The sequence below is a fragment of the Pseudomonas lalkuanensis genome (assembly GCF_008807375.1).
Taxonomy (GTDB): Bacteria; Pseudomonadota; Gammaproteobacteria; order Pseudomonadales; family Pseudomonadaceae; genus Metapseudomonas; species Metapseudomonas lalkuanensis.
Genome location: NZ_CP043311.1, coordinates 4,710,365 through 4,728,971, shown reverse-complemented (window position 1 = coordinate 4,728,971; position 18,607 = coordinate 4,710,365). Strand labels below are relative to the sequence as shown.

The following is an 18,607-nucleotide window of genomic DNA, read 5'->3' as shown; positions in this document are numbered from 1 at the left end:
GCACCATGTTCCTCGAGTCCCGCCTTCTGACCGCTCTGGCTCCCTGGCGCCCTGCGCCGGCCTGGCACGTCGCCTACTCCGGCGGGCTCGACTCGACTGTATTGCTTCATCTTCTGGTGCGTCTCGCCCGTCGCGAAGCCCTTCCGCCGATTTCCGCCATCCATATCCATCACGGCCTGCAACCTGCGGCTGATGCCTGGCCTGAGCATTGCCGGCGGGTTTGCGACGAGCTGGGCGTACCACTCAAGCTGCTGCGGGTGAAGGTCGACTCCGGCCCCAGCCTGGAAAGGGCTGCCCGGGAAGCTCGGTACGCCGCCTTCAGCCGTCAGTTGGGAGTGGGCGACGTGCTGCTGAGCGCCCAGCATCGTGACGACCAGGCGGAAACGCTGCTCTTCCGCCTGTTACGCGGGGCGGGCGTGCGCGGTCTGGCGGGCATGCCGGAAAGCCGTGCTCTGGGGGCGGGGCTCCTGGCCAGGCCATTCCTGCAGTTCTCCCGTGCGGAACTGGAGGCGTTCGCTCGCACAGAAGGCCTTGCCTGGGTGGAGGATCCGAGCAATGCCGACACCTCGCTCGCTCGGAACTTTCTCCGTCACGACGTCTTCCCGGTATTGCAGGCGCGCTGGCCCAAGGCCGTAGAATGCCTCGCGCGCAGCGCCGAGCACATGGCCGAGGCGGAGAGCCTGCTGGGCGAACTGGCGCGGGCCGATCTCGACAGGGCATCTGGCATCAGCGAATTTCCCTGGTTGATGCTGCCGTCCCTGGAGGTTCAATCGCTCGCGTCCCTCTCGCCTGCCCGGCAGCGCAATGCACTGCGTTTCTGGCTGGCGCCGCTGACGTCACTGCCTGACAGCGACCATTGGGCCGGGTGGGAAGACCTGCGGGATGCGGCAGTTGATGCCAGGCCGGTCTGGCGTCTGGCCAGGGGCGAGCTGCAGCGCGCCGACGGACGGTTGTGGTGGTTGTCCGGTGATTGGCTCGCCGCGCCGGTTTCGAATCTCACCTGGCCCGATCCCGGACGACCGCTCGAACTGCCCGGCAACGGCCGGCTTGAAATCCACGGGACGCCACCTGCCGGAATGCTCGAAGTCCGTTATCGCCAGGGGGGTGAAATGCTTACCGTCGCAGGGCGCGGGCGTCGTGATCTCAAACGGCTGCTCAATGAGTCCCGCGTGCCAGCTTTTGTCCGCGGCCGATTGCCGCTGCTGCTGGCGGACGGCGATCTACAGGCCATCGCCAATCTTCCCGGCCTGGATGGCCCGCCTGCGGGCAACTGGCGGCTGCGCTGGACGCCACCGACGAATGACCAAGGTTTGAGCTGGTAGGGTCTTTCCGGTAGACTACGCTCCCGTCTTACATAGCTTCCGCTGATTCCTTCGGAATCGGCGGTTGTTGCTTTTGCAGTAGCGCCCCAGCGGCGCTCCATGGTTGAAGGCCATAGCCCTTCATCGCTTTCCCCGGCGGCTTTCCGCCTAAACGCAGACTTCTAGGGTTTTTCATGACGCGCTACATCTTCGTCACGGGCGGTGTTGTTTCTTCTTTGGGGAAAGGCATCGCCTCGGCATCCTTGGCCGCCATTCTGGAAGCGCGGGGACTGAAGGTCACCATGCTCAAACTGGATCCGTACATCAACGTGGATCCCGGCACCATGAGCCCCTTCCAGCACGGTGAGGTCTTCGTGACCGAGGACGGCGCCGAGACCGACCTCGACCTGGGCCACTACGAGCGCTTCGTGCGCACCACCATGACCCAGAACAACAACTTCACCACCGGCCGCGTCTATGCCGATGTGCTGCGCAAGGAGCGCCGTGGTGACTACCTGGGCGCCACCATCCAGGTCATCCCGCACATCACCGACGAGATCAAGCACCGCATCATCAAGGGCGCCGCAGGTGCGGACGTGGCCCTGGTGGAAATTGGCGGCACCGTCGGCGACATCGAGTCCCAGCCCTTCCTCGAAGCCATCCGCCAGCTGCGCGTGGAAGTGGGCGCCAAGCGCGCCATGCTGATGCACCTGACCCTGGTGCCCTACATCGCCACCGCTGGCGAGACCAAGACCAAGCCGACCCAGCACTCGGTGAAGGAACTGCGCTCCATCGGCCTGCAGCCTGACGTGCTGATCTGTCGTTCCGACCATGAAGTCGACCTGTCCTCCCGTCGCAAGATCGCCCTGTTCACCAACGTGGAAGAGCGCGCGGTGATCTCCCTGCAGGACGTCGACACCATCTACAAGATTCCGTCCGTACTGCACGCCCAGGGTCTGGACGATTTCGTCGTCGAGCGCTTCGGCCTGCAATGCGGCAGTGCCGACCTCTCTGAGTGGGATCGCGTGGTGGATGCCAAGCTGAACCCCGAGAAGGAAGTCACCATTGCCATGGTCGGCAAGTACATGGAGCTGCTGGACGCGTACAAGTCGCTGATCGAAGCGATGAGCCATGCCGGCATCCAGAGCCGTACCAAGGTGAACCTGCGCTACATCGATTCCGAAGACATCGAGACCCAGGGCACCGCCCTGCTCGAAGGCGTCGACGCCATCCTGGTTCCGGGCGGCTTCGGCCTGCGTGGCGTGGAAGGCAAGATCTCCACCGTGCGCTTCGCCCGCGAGAACAAGATCCCCTACCTGGGCATCTGCCTCGGCATGCAGGTGGCGGTGATCGAGTACGCCCGTAACGTGCTGGGCTGGACCGATGCCAACTCCACCGAGTTCGACAAGTCCAGCGGCCACCCGGTCGTGGGCCTGATCACCGAGTGGCAGGACGCCACCGGCGCCACCGAAATCCGCACCGAAGCCTCCGACCTGGGCGGCACCATGCGTCTCGGCGCCCAGGCCTGCCAGCTGGAGAATGGTTCCCTGGTTCACGATTGCTATGGCAAGGACGAGATCGTCGAGCGCCATCGCCACCGCTACGAAGTGAACAACAACCTGCTGCCGCAGCTGCAGGAAGCCGGCCTGAAAGTCACTGGCCGTTCCGGCGACGGCGCGCTGGTCGAAGTGGTAGAGGCTCCGGATCACCCGTGGTTCGTGGCGTGCCAGTTCCACCCGGAGTTCACCTCCACCCCGCGTTACGGCCACCCGCTGTTCAGCGGCTTCGTCAATGCCGCCCTGGCGCAGAAAGCGAAGAAGGCCTGACCCATGGCGCAGAAGATCGTCCGTGTCGGCAACATCGACATCGCCAACGACAAGCCGTTCGTGCTGTTCGGCGGCATGAACGTGCTGGAGTCCCGCGACCTGGCGCTGAAAGTCTGCGAAGAATACGTGCGGGTGACCGAGAAGCTCGGCATCCCCTACGTGTTCAAGGCCAGTTTCGACAAGGCCAATCGCTCCTCGATCAACTCCTTCCGTGGCCCGGGCCTGGAAGAAGGCATGAAGATATTCGAGGAAGTGAAGAAGACCTTCGGCGTGCCGGTGATCACCGACGTCCACGAGCCCTATCAGGCGGCTCCGGTGGCCGAGGTGTGCGACATCATCCAGCTGCCGGCCTTCCTGTCCCGCCAGACTGATCTCGTGGTCGCCATGGCGAAGACCGGTGCGGTGATCAACATCAAGAAGGCCCAGTTCCTCGCGCCCCAGGAAATGAAGCACATCCTGACCAAGTGCGAGGAGGCCGGTAATGATCGACTGATCCTCTGCGAGCGCGGTTCGTCCTTCGGCTACAACAACCTGGTCGTGGACATGCTCGGCTTCGGCATCATGAAGCAGTTCCAGTACCCGGTATTCTTCGACGTCACCCACGCCCTGCAGATGCCGGGCGGCCGTGCCGACTCCGCTGGCGGCCGCCGCGCCCAGGTCACCGACCTGGCCAAGGCCGGCATGAGCCAGGGCCTGGCCGGCCTCTTCCTCGAGGCCCATCCGGACCCGGACAACGCCAAGTGCGATGGCCCGTGCGCCCTGCGCCTGAACAAACTCGAACCCTTCCTGTCCCAGCTCAAGCAGCTGGACGACCTGGTCAAGAGTTTTCCGCCGATCGAGACTGCCTGAACCGGCCGTTCTCCGGTAAAGTGCCGCGTGGGCACAATCTGACCGATCGGTCAGGACATTCGCCGGGTCGGCCGACCCCGAGACCCGGCGAGTCGCCTCACTTTCTGCTGAGCGTTTTCGTCAACTTTTGGAGTGCTAACAACAATGGCAAAGATCGTCGACATCAAGGGCCGCGAGGTTCTGGACTCCCGTGGCAACCCCACCGTGGAAGCCGATGTGATCCTCGAGAGCGGCATCGTAGGCAGCGCTTGCGCGCCGTCCGGTGCTTCCACCGGTTCCCGCGAGGCACTGGAACTGCGTGATGGCGACAAGAGCCGTTACCTGGGCAAGGGCGTTCTGAAGGCCGTGGCCAACATCAACGGCCCGATCCGCGACCTGCTGCTGGGCAAGGACGCTGCTGACCAGAAAGCCCTGGACCGCGCCATGATCGAACTGGACGGTACCGAGAACAAGGCCAAGCTGGGCGCCAACGCCATCCTCGCCGTGTCCCTGGCCGCCGCCAAGGCCGCTGCCCAGGCCAAAGGCGTACCGCTCTACGCCCACATCGCCGACCTGAACGGCACCCCCGGCCAGTACTCCATGCCGGTACCGATGATGAACATCATCAACGGTGGCGAGCACGCCGATAACAACGTCGACATCCAGGAGTTCATGGTGCAGCCGGTTGGCGCCAAGAACTTCGCCGACGCCCTGCGTATGGGCGCCGAGATCTTCCACCACCTCAAAGCCGTGCTGAAGGCCCGTGGCCTGAACACCGCCGTAGGTGACGAGGGTGGTTTCGCCCCGAACCTGGCCTCCAACGAAGACGCCCTGGCCGCCATCGCCGAAGCCGTTGCCAACGCCGGCTACAAGCTGGGCACCGACGTGACCCTGGCCCTGGACTGCGCTTCCAGCGAATTCTTCAAGGATGGCAAGTACGACCTGGCCGGTGAAGGCAAGGTGTTCGACGCCGCCGGTTTCGCCGACTACCTGGCCGGCCTGACCCAGCGTTACCCGATCATCTCCATCGAAGACGGCATGGACGAGTCCGACTGGGCTGGCTGGAAAGGCCTGACCGACAAGATCGGTGCCAAGGTTCAGCTGGTCGGTGACGACCTGTTCGTGACCAACACCAAGATCCTCAAGGAAGGCATCGAGAAGAGCATCGGTAACTCGATCCTGATCAAGTTCAACCAGATCGGCTCCCTGACCGAAACCCTGGAAGCCATCCAGATGGCCAAGGCTGCCGGTTACACCGCGGTGATTTCCCACCGTTCCGGTGAGACCGAGGACAGCACCATCGCCGACCTGGCCGTTGGCACCGCCGCCGGTCAGATCAAGACCGGTTCCCTGTGCCGTTCCGACCGCGTGTCCAAGTACAACCAGCTGCTGCGTATCGAAGAGCAACTGGGCGAGAAGGCTCCCTACCGCGGCCGTGCGGAATTCCGTGGCTAAGAGACTGGTTACGATCGGCAGCGCGTCGGAATAACTGCGTTGAGAATGGCTTCGGAAGCCGCTTGCGGCTAACGCGCTTCAGCGCGGCCCGGAGGGCGAGCGAAGTGAGTACTGCTCATTTACAGCTTGTAAACTCCGCGTCCTCAGCCGTTCTCGACTTGTTCTTCTCCAGCGCGCTCGATCGTGAGCAGGTCTCAGCGGTGCCATGTTGAAATCAGGCGCTGAATGCATCTTTACTTCATGTAAACTTCGCAGCCACACCTGATTTCTCCTGGCCGGTCGTCTCCTGCCGCACGGCAGCGACGTAATCCGTTCAGGAATGGTAAAAGGGCAGCGCAAGCTGCCCTTTTCGCATGGATACTCCCTGGCAAAATGACTCGCCCTAACACTTACTGGTTGTTCGTTGTCCTCATCCTGCTGCTGGCTGGCCTGCAGTATCGACTGTGGGTGGGTGACGGCAGCCTGGCGCAAGTCCAGGACCTGCAACGGCAGATCGCCGAGCAGCAAGGCGAGAACGAGCGCCTGCTGGAGCGCAACCGCATCCTCGAAGCGGAAGTGATGGAGCTGAAAAAGGGTATGGAGACTGTCGAGGAGCGTGCCCGCCACGAGCTGGGTATGGTCAAGGAAGGCGAAACCCTCTACCAGATTGCCGAATGAACCAGGCCGATACTCCCTTCTTCTGGGCGGTGATCCCCGCCGCCGGCGTCGGTGCCCGCATGCGCGCCGACCGTCCCAAGCAATACCTCGAGCTTGCAGGACGCACCATTCTCGAACATAGCCTCGATTGCTTTCTCGACCATCCGCAGCTCAAGGGGCTGGTGATCAGTCTTTCGGTGGATGATCCCTACTGGCCGGCGCTGCCGTGTGCCAGTGACGAGCGCATCATCCGCGCCGACGGCGGCAAGGAGCGTGCGGACTCGGTGCTCAGTGCCTTGCTGCGACTGGCCGAAAACGGTGCCCGGGCACACGACTGGGTGCTGGTGCATGACGCGGCGCGGCCGAACCTGTCGCGTTTCGATCTCGACCTGTTGCTCGCCGAACTGGCCGACGACCCGGTGGGAGGCCTGCTAGCCGTTCCCGCGCGGGATACCCTCAAGCGCGTTGGCGCAGACGGGCGAGTGGCGGAAACCGTCGATCGCAGCCTGATCTGGCAGGCCTACACGCCGCAGATGTTCCGCTTCGGCGCACTGCATCGTGCTTTGGCCGATGCCCTGGTAGCTGGCGTCGCCATCACCGACGAAGCCTCCGCCATGGAGTGGGCCGGCAACGCGCCCAAGCTGGTGGAAGGCCGCGCGGACAACCTCAAGATCACTCGCCCTGAAGACCTCGACTGGCTGCGTCAGCGTTGGTCGAGTCGCAGCTGAGCAGCCGCGTACTCCGGCCGTTGGGCCAGCCCTTCCTTCAGCAGATCCACCAGTTGCCGCACCTTGGGTGAGAGGTGCCGTTGCTGTGGATAAAGTGCCCAGACCGCGGTGTTCGGCGGGCGGTGCTGTTCCAGCAGTGACACCAGGGCGCCGCTTTGCAGGTGCTCCAGCACGTAGTAATCGGGCAACTGGCACAGGCCGAAACCCCGCAGGGCGGCATCCAGCACCGCCTGGCCGCTGTTGCAGCGCCAGTTTCCCTGGACGCGGATGGCATGTTCGCGACCCTGCTGCAGGAAATCCCAGTGGTCCGAGCTGCCGACCAGGCAGTTGTGCCGGGCCAGTTCCGAAAGGCTATGGGGGCGGCCATAGCGCTCCAGGTAGGCGGGTGCTGCGCACAGGTACATGACCCGCGGCGCCAGGCGCGTCGCCACCAGTCGCGAGTCCTGCAGGCGACCCAGGCGGATGGCCACGTCCAGGCCTTCGTGCACCAGGTCCAGGGTGCGGTTGCTCAGTTCGATCTCCACCCGCAGCTGCGGGTGTCGCGCCATGAACTCATTCACCAGCGGCACGATGAAGCGCTCGCCATAGGCCACCGCGCAGGTCATGCGCAGCAGACCCTTGGGCTCGCTGGTCAGGTCGCTGACTGCGCGCAGCGCTTCCTCGCGGGCGTCCATCAGGCGCTGGCAGTGCTGCAGGAAGGTCTGTCCGGCTTCGGTGAGCGCGACCTTGCGTGTGCTGCGGTAGAACAGGCGAGTCTGCAGGCGTTCTTCGAGACGGGCGATCTGCCGGCTGACGTGGGACGAAGAGATGCCCAGGCGCTCCGCCGCAGCCGTGAACTGGCCTGTCTCTGCAACCGCAACGAACTCGTCCAGGCCTTCCCAGCGACTCATGGATTATCCCTCCACAGCAATAAAGTTTTGCTTTGCCATGGATTATTTACCATTGGCGGCTCAACTACACTCCTTGGCCATTTCAATCAGCTGGAGAATGACCATGATCAAGTCCCGTGCCGCTGTGGCCTTTGCGCCCAACCAGCCGCTGCAGATCGTCGAAGTGGACGTTGCCCCGCCCAAGGCTGGCGAAGTCCTGGTGCGGATCGTGGCCACCGGCGTTTGCCACACCGATGCCTACACCCTGTCCGGTGCGGATTCCGAGGGCGTGTTCCCCTGCATCCTCGGTCACGAAGGCGGCGGCATCGTCGAAGCGGTAGGCGAGGGCGTCACTTCGCTGGCGGTCGGCGACCACGTGATCCCGCTCTACACGGCCGAATGCCGCGAGTGCAAATTCTGTAAATCCGGCAAGACCAACCTGTGCCAGAAGGTGCGCGCCACCCAGGGCAAGGGCCTGATGCCGGACGGCACTTCGCGCTTCAGCTACAACGGCCAGCCGATCTACCACTACATGGGCTGTTCGACCTTCTCCGAGTACACCGTCCTGCCGGAAATCTCCCTGGCGAAGATTCCGAAGGACGCGCCGCTGGAAAAGGTCTGCCTGCTGGGTTGCGGCGTGACCACCGGCATCGGCGCCGTGCTCAACACCGCCAAGGTGGAGGAGGGCGCGACCGTGGCCATCTTCGGCCTGGGCGGTATCGGCCTGGCGGCGATCATCGGCGCGAAGATGGCCAAGGCCTCGCGCATCATCGCCATCGACATCAACCCGGAGAAGTTCACGGTGGCCCGTGAGCTGGGCGCCACCGACTTCGTCAATCCGAAGGAGCACAGCAAGCCGATCCAGGATGTCATCGTCGAGATGACCGATGGCGGTGTCGACTACAGCTTCGAGTGCGTTGGCAATGTCGACCTGATGCGCGCGGCGCTGGAGTGCTGCCACAAGGGCTGGGGCGAGTCCGTGATCATTGGTGTGGCGCCGGCTGGCACCGAGATCAAGACCCGTCCGTTCCAGCTGGTGACTGGCCGCGTCTGGCGCGGTTCGGCTTTCGGCGGCGTGAAAGGCCGTACCGAACTGCCGAGCTACGTGGAGAAGGCGCAGAAGGGCGAGATACCGCTGGACACCTTCATCACTCACACCATGGGGCTGGACGATATCAACAAGGCCTTCGACCTGATGCACGAAGGCAAGAGCATTCGCTCGGTCGTCCACTACTGAAGCGAAGCCGGATGGCCGCGCCGGCCATCCGGCTGTCTTGTAGGGTGCGCCTTGCGCACCGCAACCCTGTCGGTGCGCAAGGCGCACCCTGCGGAGCTTGTTCATGACCCTCGAAATCGTATCCAGCAACAAGAGCTTCGGCGGCTGGCACAAGCGCTACCGTCACCGCTCCACCAGCCTGAACTGCGACATGGTGTTCGCCGTGTACCTGCCACCCCAGGCGGAGCAGGGCGCGAAGCTGCCGGTGCTCTACTGGCTGTCGGGGCTGACCTGCACCGACGAGAACTTCATGCAGAAAGCCGGTGCGCAGCGCCTGGCCGCGGAATTCGGACTGATCATCGTCGCTCCGGACACCAGTCCCCGCGGCGCCGAGGTACCCGGCGACCCGGACAATGCCTGGGACTTCGGCCTGGGCGCGGGCTTCTACCTGAACGCCACCCAGGAACCCTATGCGCGCCACTACCGCATGCATGACTACGTGGTGCACGAGCTGCCGGCGCTGATCGAGGCCAACTTCCCGGTGTCCGGGAAGCGCGGTATCAGCGGCCACTCCATGGGCGGCCACGGCGCGCTGGTGTGCGCCTTGCGCAATCCGGGGCGTTATCAGTCGCTGTCGGCATTCGCGCCGATCAGTAACCCGATGGCTTGTCCTTGGGGCGAAAAGGCCTTCAGCCGCTACCTGGGGGACGATCGCGGCCGTTGGCGTGAATGGGATGCGAGCGTGCTGATTGCCGAGGCCACCGAACGCTTGCCGATTCTGGTGGACCAGGGCGACCGCGATGACTTCCTCGCCACCCAGCTCAAACCCGAGGTGCTGCAAGCAGCGGCCAAGGCGGCGGCGCATCCGCTGACCCTGCGCCTGCAGCCGGGCTACGACCACAGCTACTACTTCATCGCCAGTTTCATCGGCGATCACCTGAAGCATCACGCCGAGGCCCTGAAGGGCTAAAGCGGGTAGAATCACGCCCTGACTTTTCAGGGCGTTCTTCACTATGCGAATTGGCCACGGCTACGACGTACACCGCTTCGGCGATGGTGATTTCATCACCTTGGGCGGTGTGCGTATTCCACACAAGTTCGGACTCGTTGCCCATTCCGATGGCGACGTGCTGCTGCATGCGCTGTCCGATGCGCTGCTGGGCGCAGCCGCGCTGGGCGACATCGGCAAGCACTTCCCGGATACCGACCCGCAGTTCAAGGGCGCCGACAGCCGCGCCTTGCTGCGCCATGTGGTGTCCCTGGTGAAGGCCAAGGGCTGGAAGGTCGGCAACGTCGACGGAACCATCGTCGCCCAGGCGCCGAAGATGGCGCCGCATATCGAGGCCATGCGCGCGAACATCGCCGCCGACCTGGAGGTCGAACCGGACCAGGTCAACGTCAAGGCCACCACCACCGAAAAGCTCGGCTTCACCGGTCGTGAGGAGGGCATCGCCGTGCATGCGGTGGCCCTGCTGTTGCCCGCATGACCGAACTCGAACTGTTGGGCCCGCGTGCCCATGGCGAACCCCTTGGACAAGCGCAGCTGAAAGCCGTGGCGGAGGACTTCCAGGTCGACGAAGTTCTGGATATCCCGCTGGAAGGCGAGGGTGAACACCTCTGGCTCTGGGTGGAGAAGCGCGAGTTGAACACAGAGGAGGCGGCGCGGCGTATCGCCCGTGCGGCTGGTGTGCCGTTGAAGGTGGTCAGCTACGCGGGGCTCAAGGATCGCCAGGCACTGACTCGTCAATGGTTCAGCCTGCACTTGCCGGGGAAGGCCGATCCGGACCTGTCCGCCGCCGAGAATGCCAGCCTGCGAATCCTCAAGAGCGTCCGCCACAAGCGCAAGCTGCAACGTGGTGCCCATTCCGCCAACGGATTCACCCTGCGCCTGACCCGCCTGGTCGCTGACAGAGAGGCACTGGACGCACGCCTGAAGCGGCTCGCCGAGGTCGGAGTACCCAACTACTTCGGCCTGCAGCGCTTCGGTCATGGCGGCGGCAACGTGATCGACGCCCGCAACTTCGCCGAACGCAAGGAACTGCCGGTACAACGGAATGTGCGTTCGCGCCTGCTCTCCGCCGGGCGCAGCTTCGTCTTCAACCGGGTGCTGGCCGAGCGTATCGCCGCGGGTACCTGGAACCAGGCACAGGTCGGTGATCTGCTCGCTTTCACCGACAGCCGCAGCTTTTTCATGGCGGGTGAGGCCGAGTGCAATGACCCGCGTCTCGCTCTGCTCGACCTGCACCCGACCGGCCCACTCTGGGGCGAAGGGGATTCACCTGCCCAGGGACAGGCCCATGCGCTGGAAGCGGCGGCAGCCGCGGGCGAGAAGGCACTTTGCCACTGGCTGGCAGAAGCGGGAATGGCGCACGAACGGCGCATCCTGCGCCTCCCCATCGGCGGTCTGACGTGGCATTATCCCGAGCCTGACGTTCTGCAACTGGAATTCGTCCTGCCGGCTGGATGCTTCGCCACCGCAGTGGTGCGTGAGCTCGTCGATCTGCTGCCGGCAGGGCAGACGGAAAACCCATGCGCATTCTGATTTCCAACGACGACGGGGTGAACGCACCCGGTCTCGCCGCTCTGCATGGTGCGCTCAAGGATTACGCCGAATGCGTGGTCATCGCACCGGACCAGGACAAGAGTGGTGCCAGCAGTTCCCTGACCCTGGACCGCCCGCTTCACCCCAGCACGCTGGAGAATGGATTCATCAGCCTCAACGGCACGCCGACCGATTGCGTCCATCTCGGACTCAACGGCCTGCTCGAGGAGCTGCCGGATATGGTGGTGTCGGGCATCAACCTCGGTGCCAACCTGGGTGACGACGTGCTCTATTCGGGCACCGTGGCCGCCGCTTTGGAAGGGCGCTTCCTCGGCTTGCCGGCGTTCGCCTTTTCGCTGTTGTCGCGCCAGGCGGACAACCTGCCCGCTGCTGCCTATATCGCACGCCGGCTGGTGGCCGCCCATGATCGGCTCGACCTGCCGCTGCGCACCGTGCTCAACGTGAACATTCCCAACCTTCCGCTGGAGCGCATCCGCGGAATCCAGCTGACCCGCCTTGGCCATCGCGCGCGCGCGGCCGCTCCGGTGAAGGTGGTCAATCCACGGGGCAAGGAGGGATACTGGATATCCGCGGCCGGTGACGCCGAAGACGGCGGTCCGGGCACGGATTTCCACGCGGTGATGCAGGGTTACGTGTCCATCACGCCCCTGCAGCTCGATCGGACTTTCAACGAGGCCTTCCAGGGTCTCGATAGCTGGTTGGAGGGCCTGCTCTGATGTCCCGGGAACAGGACGACCTGATGCGCCGCGGGATCGGCATGACCTCCCAGCGCACCCGTGAGCGCCTTATCCAGCGTCTGTACGAGGAAGGGCTGTCCAACGCCCGTGTGCTCGAAACCATTCGCCGGACACCGCGTCACCTGTTCGTCGATGAGGCGCTTGCCCATCGCGCCTACGAAGACACCGCGCTGCCGATCGGGCACAACCAGACCATCTCCCAGCCTTACATGGTTGCACGGATGACTGAGCTGCTGCTGGCGGCGGGGCCGCTCGACAAGGTGCTGGAGATCGGTACCGGCTCGGGCTACCAGACCGCGATCCTTGCGCAACTGGTCGAGCGGGTGTTTTCCGTGGAGCGCATCCAGGTCCTGCAGGACAAGGCCAAGGAGCGTCTGGCGGTACTCAACCTGCGCAACGTGGTTTTCCGCTGGGGTGACGGTTGGGAAGGCTGGCCGGCGCTGGCTCCCTATAACGGCATCATCGTCACGGCCGCCGCCGCGGATGTACCCCAGGCACTGCTGGACCAACTGGCTCCGGGTGGGCGCCTGGTGATTCCGGTCGGCGCCGGCGATGTCCAGCAACTGATGCTGATCATTCGCGAAGAGCAGGGCTTCACCCGCCACGTACTCGATGCGGTGCGTTTCGTTCCTTTGCTGAGCGGGCCCCTGGCCTGAGCCGCAATCGGGGAACCCACATCGCGGGCAACTTTCTGATGCACCGCCAAGCTGTCCGCCTGCTGTACTTTGTGCGGCAGGCGGCTGGCTCGTCCGGATATTTCCGGCACAATAAATGACACTTGGGAATGTTGGGAAAGGGGACAAGAGTGAGCCTGATGGCCATTCGGCAGTGGATTCGCATGGGGAATGGGCTCACCTGGTTGCCCGCGCTAGCCGCTGGCATCCTGCTGGGCGGCTGTTCCAGCACCCAGAAAGACGGTGTAAACGTGGTCGACCGCAATCACCCGGGATCGACCTCTGCGCCGCAACGGCAACCCGTCACCAGTGGTCAGTACCGCGTGCAGCGTGGCGATACGCTCTATTCCATCGCATTTCGCTTCGGCTGGGACTGGAAGGCCCTCGCTGCGCGCAATGGCATCCCTGCTCCCTACGTGATTCGCCCAGGCCAGATCATCCGTTTCGATGGACAGCCGGGCCAGGCGCGTCCGACTGCGGTTGCCACCGCCCCTGTGGTGGCCAATCCAAGGACTGGTAGCAGTACTTCGACTCGTCCGCCTGTGCAGACCCAACAACCGGTCGTCCGCCCTCAAACGTCAGCACCGCAACCGGTGGTGACCACGCCAGTAACTCCGTCAAACACGTCTACTACGCGCTCTGCAGCCGGTTGGGTGTGGCCCGCGAACGGCCCTCTGATCGGGCGTTTTTCGTCAAACGGCAGTTTGAATAAAGGGATTGATATCGCTGGGGAATTAGGCCAGCCTGTCTTGGCTGCGTCAGACGGATCAGTTGTTTATGCCGGAAGTGGATTACGGGGCTACGGCGAATTGGTCATCATCAAACACAGCGATACCTACGTAAGCGCCTATGGTCATAACCGCAGGTTGCTGGTGCGGGAGGGACAGCAGGTCAAGGTCGGGCAGACAATTGCCGAGATGGGCTCAACGGGGACTGACCGGGTGAAGCTTCATTTTGAAATTCGCCGTCAAGGTAAACCTGTAGATCCGCTGCAATACCTGCCACGTCGTTGATCTGTTTTTCAGCCCGTTCCACCACGTGGTAAGGACGGGCTCAGGCGGCGCCAGGGATAGAAGGCTTCGCCGGGGCTTGTTGTCGAACTCAGCAAGGGACAACAACAATGGCACTCAATAAAGAAGCGCCGGAGTTTGACGTCGATGACGAACTGCTCATTCTCGAGCCGGGCGTCATTTTGGATGAAGCGTTGAGCGAGGAGAACGACGCGCCTCTGCCCACCGCGAAATCCCGGCATTCGAGCTCACCCAAGCAGCACAAGTACATCGACTACAGCCGCGCACTCGACGCGACCCAGCTTTACCTCAACGAAATCGGCTTTTCCCCCCTGCTGACCCCGGAAGAAGAAGTGCACTTCGCGCGCCTTGCGCAGCGTGGTGATCCTGCCGGGCGCAAGCGCATGATCGAAAGCAACCTCCGCCTTGTGGTGAAGATCGCGCGACGTTACGTCAATCGCGGATTGTCGCTGCTCGACCTGATCGAGGAGGGCAACCTCGGCCTGATCCGCGCGGTTGAAAAGTTCGATCCCGAACGGGGCTTCCGATTCTCTACCTACGCGACCTGGTGGATCCGTCAAACCATTGAACGGGCCATCATGAACCAGACCCGGACCATCCGCCTGCCGATCCATGTGGTCAAGGAACTCAACGTCTACCTGCGGGCTGCACGTGAGTTGACCCACAAGCTGGATCACGAGCCCTCGCCTGAAGAAATCGCCAACCTGCTGGAAAAGCCGGTGGACGAGGTCAAGCGCATGCTCGGTCTCAACGAACGGGTGACTTCGGTGGATGTGTCCCTCGGCCCGGATTCCGACAAGACCCTGTTGGACACTCTGACCGATGATCGTCCCACCGACCCTTGCGAGCTGTTGCAGGATGACGATCTCTCGCAAAGCATCGATCAGTGGCTGTCCGAACTGACCGACAAGCAACGCGAAGTCGTGGTGCGTCGATTTGGCCTGCGTGGGCATGAGAGCTGCACGCTCGAGGAAGTGGGCCAGGAGATCGGTCTGACCCGCGAGCGGGTGCGGCAGATTCAGGTCGAAGCGCTGAAGCGTCTTCGGGAAATCCTGGAGAAGAATGGCCTGTCCAGTGACGCGCTGTTCCAGTAGCGGTTGAAAGATTCGAAGAAGCCCGGCCTTGGCCGGGCTTTTTCATTGTGGCTTTCGGCATTTCCCGGCGCACATATGCCGGCCATTACGAGATCACTTTGAGGTAGGTGAGGGTGCCTTGAGCGAGGCTTATCTGCGTCCGTTTTTATGCATCGCTTTGTAAGTCATTGCTTACACGGCATGTACGTGATTTGAGGAAGTTGCTGCTCTCTAATGGATGATTGGATATTGAGAATATATGTAAATTGTTGATAGTTAAGAGTTTTATTTTTGTCGCCACGATCTTCTCAGCGGTCGAGACGCTGTTCCGCCAACTTGATCCGTCCTCATGGATCACTATTATCACCCTTGCGTACAGGATGTATGCGGGTTGATAAGGAAATCGACCAAGGACATCGCCGGATGCGATTCATCAGGATGATGAGCAAGGACTACAGGGAATATGGACAAAAGAGTGGGCGGGTATCCCCCGCCCCTTTTTTCGTCCACAGGAAAGCAAAAGGCCCGCAAATGCGGGCCTTTTGGCGTTCGGACGCTGAGCTGGGTCAGCGCTCCAGATGCTCCAGCTTGCCTTTGACGCCGTCCCATTCTTCGGCGTCGGCCAAGGCATCCTTCTTCTCGGTGATGTTCGGCCAGACCTCAGCCAGATCACGGTTCAGCTCGATGAACTCCTGCATGTCCTCAGGCACTTCATCCTCGGAGAAGATGGCTTGCGCCGGGCATTCCGGCTCGCACAGTGCACAGTCGATGCACTCATCCGGGTGAATGACCAGGAAGTTCGGGCCTTCGTAGAAGCAGTCCACCGGACAGACTTCCACACAGTCGGTGTATTTGCATTTGATGCAGTTGTCGGTGACGACGAAGGTCATTTCTATTCTTCTCCTCAAGCGGCGGCTCGGAAGCCTTCTATGTCCGGCTTCTCGGCTCTGGAATTCGCGGCGCCGGGCAGGCTGATTCCCGGGTGTCTTCCAGAGCGCGCGGGATTCTAGCAGCTTGTGCGGTTCAGGGGTTAGAGGCGTGACTTCAGTGTATACAACAGCTCCAGTGCCTGCCTTGGGGTCAGGTCGTCCGGTTTGACCTTCGCCAGATCATCCAGCACCGGGTGCGGAAGGCTGGCGAAGAGGTCGCTTTGCATGGGCGAACTCGGTTGTCCGGGGCTCTGGCGCGGGACTTCATGAGGCAGGCTGGTGGTTTCCAGGCGTGCCAGGTGCTCGCGGGCTCGCTGGATCACGCCACCCGGCACCCCCGCCAGTTGCGCCACCGCCAGCCCGTAGCTTTGGCTCGCTGGGCCCGGCAGCACATGATGGAGGAACACGATGCGCTCATTGTGCTCGGTTGCGTTCAGATGGACGTTGGCGACCACGGGCTCGCTTTCCGGCAGAACCGTCAGCTCGAAGTAGTGGGTAGCGAAGAGGGTGAAGGCGCGCAGGCGGGCCAAATGCTCTGCCGCAGCCCAGGCCAGCGACAGGCCGTCGAAGGTGCTGGTGCCGCGGCCCACTTCGTCCATCAGCACCAGGCTGCTTTCGCTGGCGTTGTGCAGGATGTTGGCGGTTTCGCTCATTTCCACCATGAAGGTGGAGCGGCCGCCGGCCAGGTCATCGCTGGAACCAATGCGGGTGAAGATGCGGTCCACCAGCGACAGCTCGCAGCCGGCCGCCGGTACGAAGCAACCGATGTGGGCGAGCAGCACGATGAGCGCGGTCTGGCGCATGTAGGTCGACTTACCGCCCATGTTCGGACCGGTGATGATCAACATGCGAGTGGTGTCATCCAGGGCTAGGTCGTTGGCCACGAAGGGCGTGTCCAGCACCTGTTCCACCACCGGGTGACGGCCCTGATTGATGCGCATGCAGGGTTCATCAACGAAGCGCGGGCGGTTCAGGTCGAGGTTCAGCGCGCGTTCAGAGAAGTTGCTTAATACGTCCAGCTCGGCGAGGGCGGCGGCGGTGTCCTGCAGTGGCGCCAACTGCTTGATCAGCAGTTCGAGCAGCTCGTCGTAGAGCATTTTTTCCCGCGCCAGGGCGCGGCTCTTGGCGGAAAGCGCCTTGTCTTCGAAGGCCTTCAACTCTGGTGTGATGAAGCGTTCGGCGCCCTTCAGGGTCTGGCGACGGATGTAGTCCGCCGGCGCCTGCTCGGCCTGCACGCGGGGCAGTTCGATGTAGTAGCCGTGGATTCGGTTGTAGCCGACCTTGAGGTTAGGGAGGCCGGTGCGGGCCTTTTCCCGAGTTTCAAGGTCCATCAGGTACTGGCCGGCGTTCTCGCTGAGCGCCTGCAATTCATCCAGCTCGGCGTCGTAGCCGGTCTTGATCACGCCGCCGTCGCGGATGACTGCTGGCGGGTTGTCGATGATGGCGCGCGCCAGCAGATCGGCCAGCTCCGGATAGGTGCGGATACTGCCGGCCAGGTCTTGCAGATGGGGTACATCCAGTTCGGTCATCGCGCCTTGCAGTTGCGGCAGGGCGGCGAGGGCGTCGCGCAGGCGGGCGAGGTCGCGCGGACGAGCGTTGCGCAAGCCGATGCGGGCAAGGATGCGCTCGACATCGCCGATTTCCTTCAGTTGCGGTTGCAGGCCTTCGAAGCGATAGCGATCCAGCAGGCAGTCGATGGCGTCCTGGCGGGCCTCGAGTACGGCACGGTCGCGCAGCGGGCGATTCAGCCATCGGCTCAGCAGGCGGCTGCCCATCGCGGTCTGGCAGCGGTCGATTACCGATTGCAGGGTGTTATCGCGCCCACCGGAGAGGTTCACGTCCAGTTCCAGGTTGCGGCGGCTGGCGGCGTCGAGGATGACGGTATCGTCGATGCGTTCATGGCGCAGGCTGCGCAGGTGGGGCAGGGCCGTGCGCTGGGTTTCCTTGGCGTAAGCCAGGAGGCAGCCTGCGGAGCCGATGGCCAGGGTCAGGGTTTCGCAGCCGAAACCCTTGAGATCCTGCACGCCGAATTGCTGGCAGAGGCTCTTCTTCGCCGAGTCACGATCGAAATCCCAAGGCGCACGGCGGCGTACGCCACGACGTTTCTCTGCGGGCAGGCCCTGGGGCCAATCATCAGGTATCAGCAATTCGGCCGGATTGAGGCGTTCCAGTTCGGCCAGCAGGTTTTCCCAGCCCTTGATCTCCTGCACGCTGAAACGGCCGCTGGTGATGTCCAGCACTGCCAGACCGAACAGGCGTTCGTCCCCCAGAACCGCTGCCAGCAGGTTGTCACGGCGCTCGTCCAGCAGGGCTTCGTCGCTGACGGTGCCGGGGGTGATGATGCGGACGACCTGCCGCTCCACCGGTCCTTTGCTGGTGGCTGGATCACCGATCTGCTCACAGATCACGATGGATTCGCCGAGCTTCACCAGCTTGGCCAGGTAGCCTTCCACTGCATGGAACGGGATGCCGGCCATTGGAATCGACTTGCCCGCCGACTGGCCGCGCGCGGTCAGAGTGATGTCGAGGAGCTTGGCGGCCTTCTTGGCGTCCTCGTAGAAGATCTCGTAGAAGTCGCCCATGCGGTAGAACATCAGCTGGTCCGGATGCTGATTCTTCAGCTTCCAGTACTGCTGCATCATGGGTGTGTGTTCGCTGAGATCGCTCTGACTCATTGGCTGGCCTTGCATGCAAAAGGCGCTAGTGTACGGTATCCCGTTGGCCCGCTTTAACCCCGGAGT

The 18,607-nt window shown here is 63.0% G+C and carries 17 protein-coding genes; 14 read left to right on the top strand and 3 right to left on the bottom strand.

All coding sequences use genetic code 11. The features are described from left to right. Positions 1 to 5: 5 nt before the first annotated feature. The 6 genes from tilS to ispD all read left to right on the top strand — a co-directional run bounded on the left by tilS (position 6) and on the right by ispD (position 6,774). Positions 6 to 1,322: a tRNA lysidine(34) synthetase TilS gene (gene tilS, locus FXN65_RS21860; protein WP_151136332.1), complete on the top strand. Its 1,317-nt coding sequence runs from the start codon at positions 6 to 8 to the stop codon at positions 1,320 to 1,322. A 173-nt stretch (positions 1,323 to 1,495) separates the two neighbouring features. Further along, positions 1,496 to 3,127 (top strand): CTP synthase, encoded by a 1,632-nt coding sequence (locus FXN65_RS21855; protein ID WP_151136330.1) that lies wholly within the window; start codon positions 1,496 to 1,498, stop codon positions 3,125 to 3,127. A gap of 3 nt (positions 3,128 to 3,130) precedes the next feature. Then, on the top strand, positions 3,131 to 3,976 hold the full coding sequence (gene kdsA / locus FXN65_RS21850; protein WP_151136328.1) for a 3-deoxy-8-phosphooctulonate synthase: 846 nt from the start codon (positions 3,131 to 3,133) through the stop codon (positions 3,974 to 3,976). 144 nt (positions 3,977 to 4,120) lie between these two features. Continuing rightward, a complete protein-coding gene (gene eno / locus FXN65_RS21845; RefSeq protein WP_151136326.1) occupies positions 4,121 to 5,410 on the top strand; it encodes a phosphopyruvate hydratase in 1,290 nt (429 codons plus the stop codon). A 372-nt stretch (positions 5,411 to 5,782) separates the two neighbouring features. Then, a complete protein-coding gene (gene ftsB, locus FXN65_RS21840) occupies positions 5,783 to 6,067 on the top strand; it encodes a cell division protein FtsB (protein WP_151136325.1) in 285 nt (94 codons plus the stop codon). Then, a complete protein-coding gene (gene ispD, locus FXN65_RS21835) occupies positions 6,064 to 6,774 on the top strand; it encodes a 2-C-methyl-D-erythritol 4-phosphate cytidylyltransferase (RefSeq protein ID WP_151136323.1) in 711 nt (236 codons plus the stop codon). Before ftsB ends, ispD begins: the two co-directional genes overlap by 4 nt. Here the strand turns inward: ispD and FXN65_RS21830 are convergent. Then, positions 6,750 to 7,664 carry a LysR substrate-binding domain-containing protein gene (locus FXN65_RS21830; protein ID WP_151136321.1) on the bottom strand — a complete coding sequence of 305 codons (915 nt, stop codon included), beginning with the start codon at positions 7,662 to 7,664 and terminating at the stop codon, positions 6,750 to 6,752. The two genes, ispD and FXN65_RS21830, sit on opposite strands and share 25 nt — an antisense overlap. A gap of 103 nt (positions 7,665 to 7,767) precedes the next feature. Between FXN65_RS21830 and FXN65_RS21825 the strand changes: the two genes are divergently transcribed. From FXN65_RS21825 to rpoS, 8 genes are all read left to right on the top strand, one after another. After that, the gene (locus tag FXN65_RS21825) at positions 7,768 to 8,880 is read left to right on the top strand and encodes an S-(hydroxymethyl)glutathione dehydrogenase/class III alcohol dehydrogenase (RefSeq protein ID WP_151136319.1); all 1,113 of its coding nucleotides are present in this window, start codon (positions 7,768 to 7,770) and stop codon (positions 8,878 to 8,880) included. A 103-nt stretch (positions 8,881 to 8,983) separates the two neighbouring features. Further along, a complete protein-coding gene (gene fghA, locus FXN65_RS21820) occupies positions 8,984 to 9,829 on the top strand; it encodes an S-formylglutathione hydrolase (RefSeq protein WP_151136317.1) in 846 nt (281 codons plus the stop codon). 43 nt (positions 9,830 to 9,872) lie between these two features. Next, positions 9,873 to 10,346 (top strand): 2-C-methyl-D-erythritol 2,4-cyclodiphosphate synthase, encoded by a 474-nt coding sequence (gene ispF, locus FXN65_RS21815; protein WP_151136315.1) that lies wholly within the window; start codon positions 9,873 to 9,875, stop codon positions 10,344 to 10,346. Then, the gene (truD, locus tag FXN65_RS21810) at positions 10,343 to 11,401 is read left to right on the top strand and encodes a tRNA pseudouridine(13) synthase TruD (RefSeq protein ID WP_151136313.1); all 1,059 of its coding nucleotides are present in this window, start codon (positions 10,343 to 10,345) and stop codon (positions 11,399 to 11,401) included. Before ispF ends, truD begins: the two co-directional genes overlap by 4 nt. Beyond that, positions 11,389 to 12,138, top strand: a complete 750-nt coding sequence (surE, locus tag FXN65_RS21805; protein WP_151136310.1) for a 5'/3'-nucleotidase SurE — start codon at positions 11,389 to 11,391, stop codon at positions 12,136 to 12,138. The genes truD and surE overlap by 13 nt, the downstream gene beginning before the upstream one ends. After that, the gene (locus FXN65_RS21800) at positions 12,138 to 12,815 is read left to right on the top strand and encodes a protein-L-isoaspartate(D-aspartate) O-methyltransferase (RefSeq protein ID WP_151136308.1); all 678 of its coding nucleotides are present in this window, start codon (positions 12,138 to 12,140) and stop codon (positions 12,813 to 12,815) included. Before surE ends, FXN65_RS21800 begins: the two co-directional genes overlap by 1 nt. Before the next feature lie 158 nt (positions 12,816 to 12,973). Further along, positions 12,974 to 13,846, top strand: coding sequence for a peptidoglycan DD-metalloendopeptidase family protein (locus FXN65_RS21795; protein WP_151138912.1), 873 nt, complete (start codon positions 12,974 to 12,976; stop codon positions 13,844 to 13,846). 107 nt (positions 13,847 to 13,953) lie between these two features. Continuing rightward, complete coding sequence (gene rpoS, locus FXN65_RS21790) at positions 13,954 to 14,958, top strand: RNA polymerase sigma factor RpoS (protein WP_151136307.1); 1,005 nt, start codon at positions 13,954 to 13,956, stop codon at positions 14,956 to 14,958. 545 nt (positions 14,959 to 15,503) lie between these two features. On the opposite strand, the gene fdxA is transcribed toward rpoS, so the two are convergent. Together fdxA and mutS are read right to left on the bottom strand one after the other, a co-directional pair. Then, positions 15,504 to 15,827 (bottom strand): ferredoxin FdxA, encoded by a 324-nt coding sequence (fdxA, locus tag FXN65_RS21785; protein WP_151136305.1) that lies wholly within the window; start codon positions 15,825 to 15,827, stop codon positions 15,504 to 15,506. Between the two features lie 140 nt (positions 15,828 to 15,967). Then, positions 15,968 to 18,541 (bottom strand): DNA mismatch repair protein MutS, encoded by a 2,574-nt coding sequence (mutS, locus tag FXN65_RS21780; RefSeq protein WP_178119379.1) that lies wholly within the window; start codon positions 18,539 to 18,541, stop codon positions 15,968 to 15,970. Between the last annotated feature and the right edge of the window lie 66 nt (positions 18,542 to 18,607).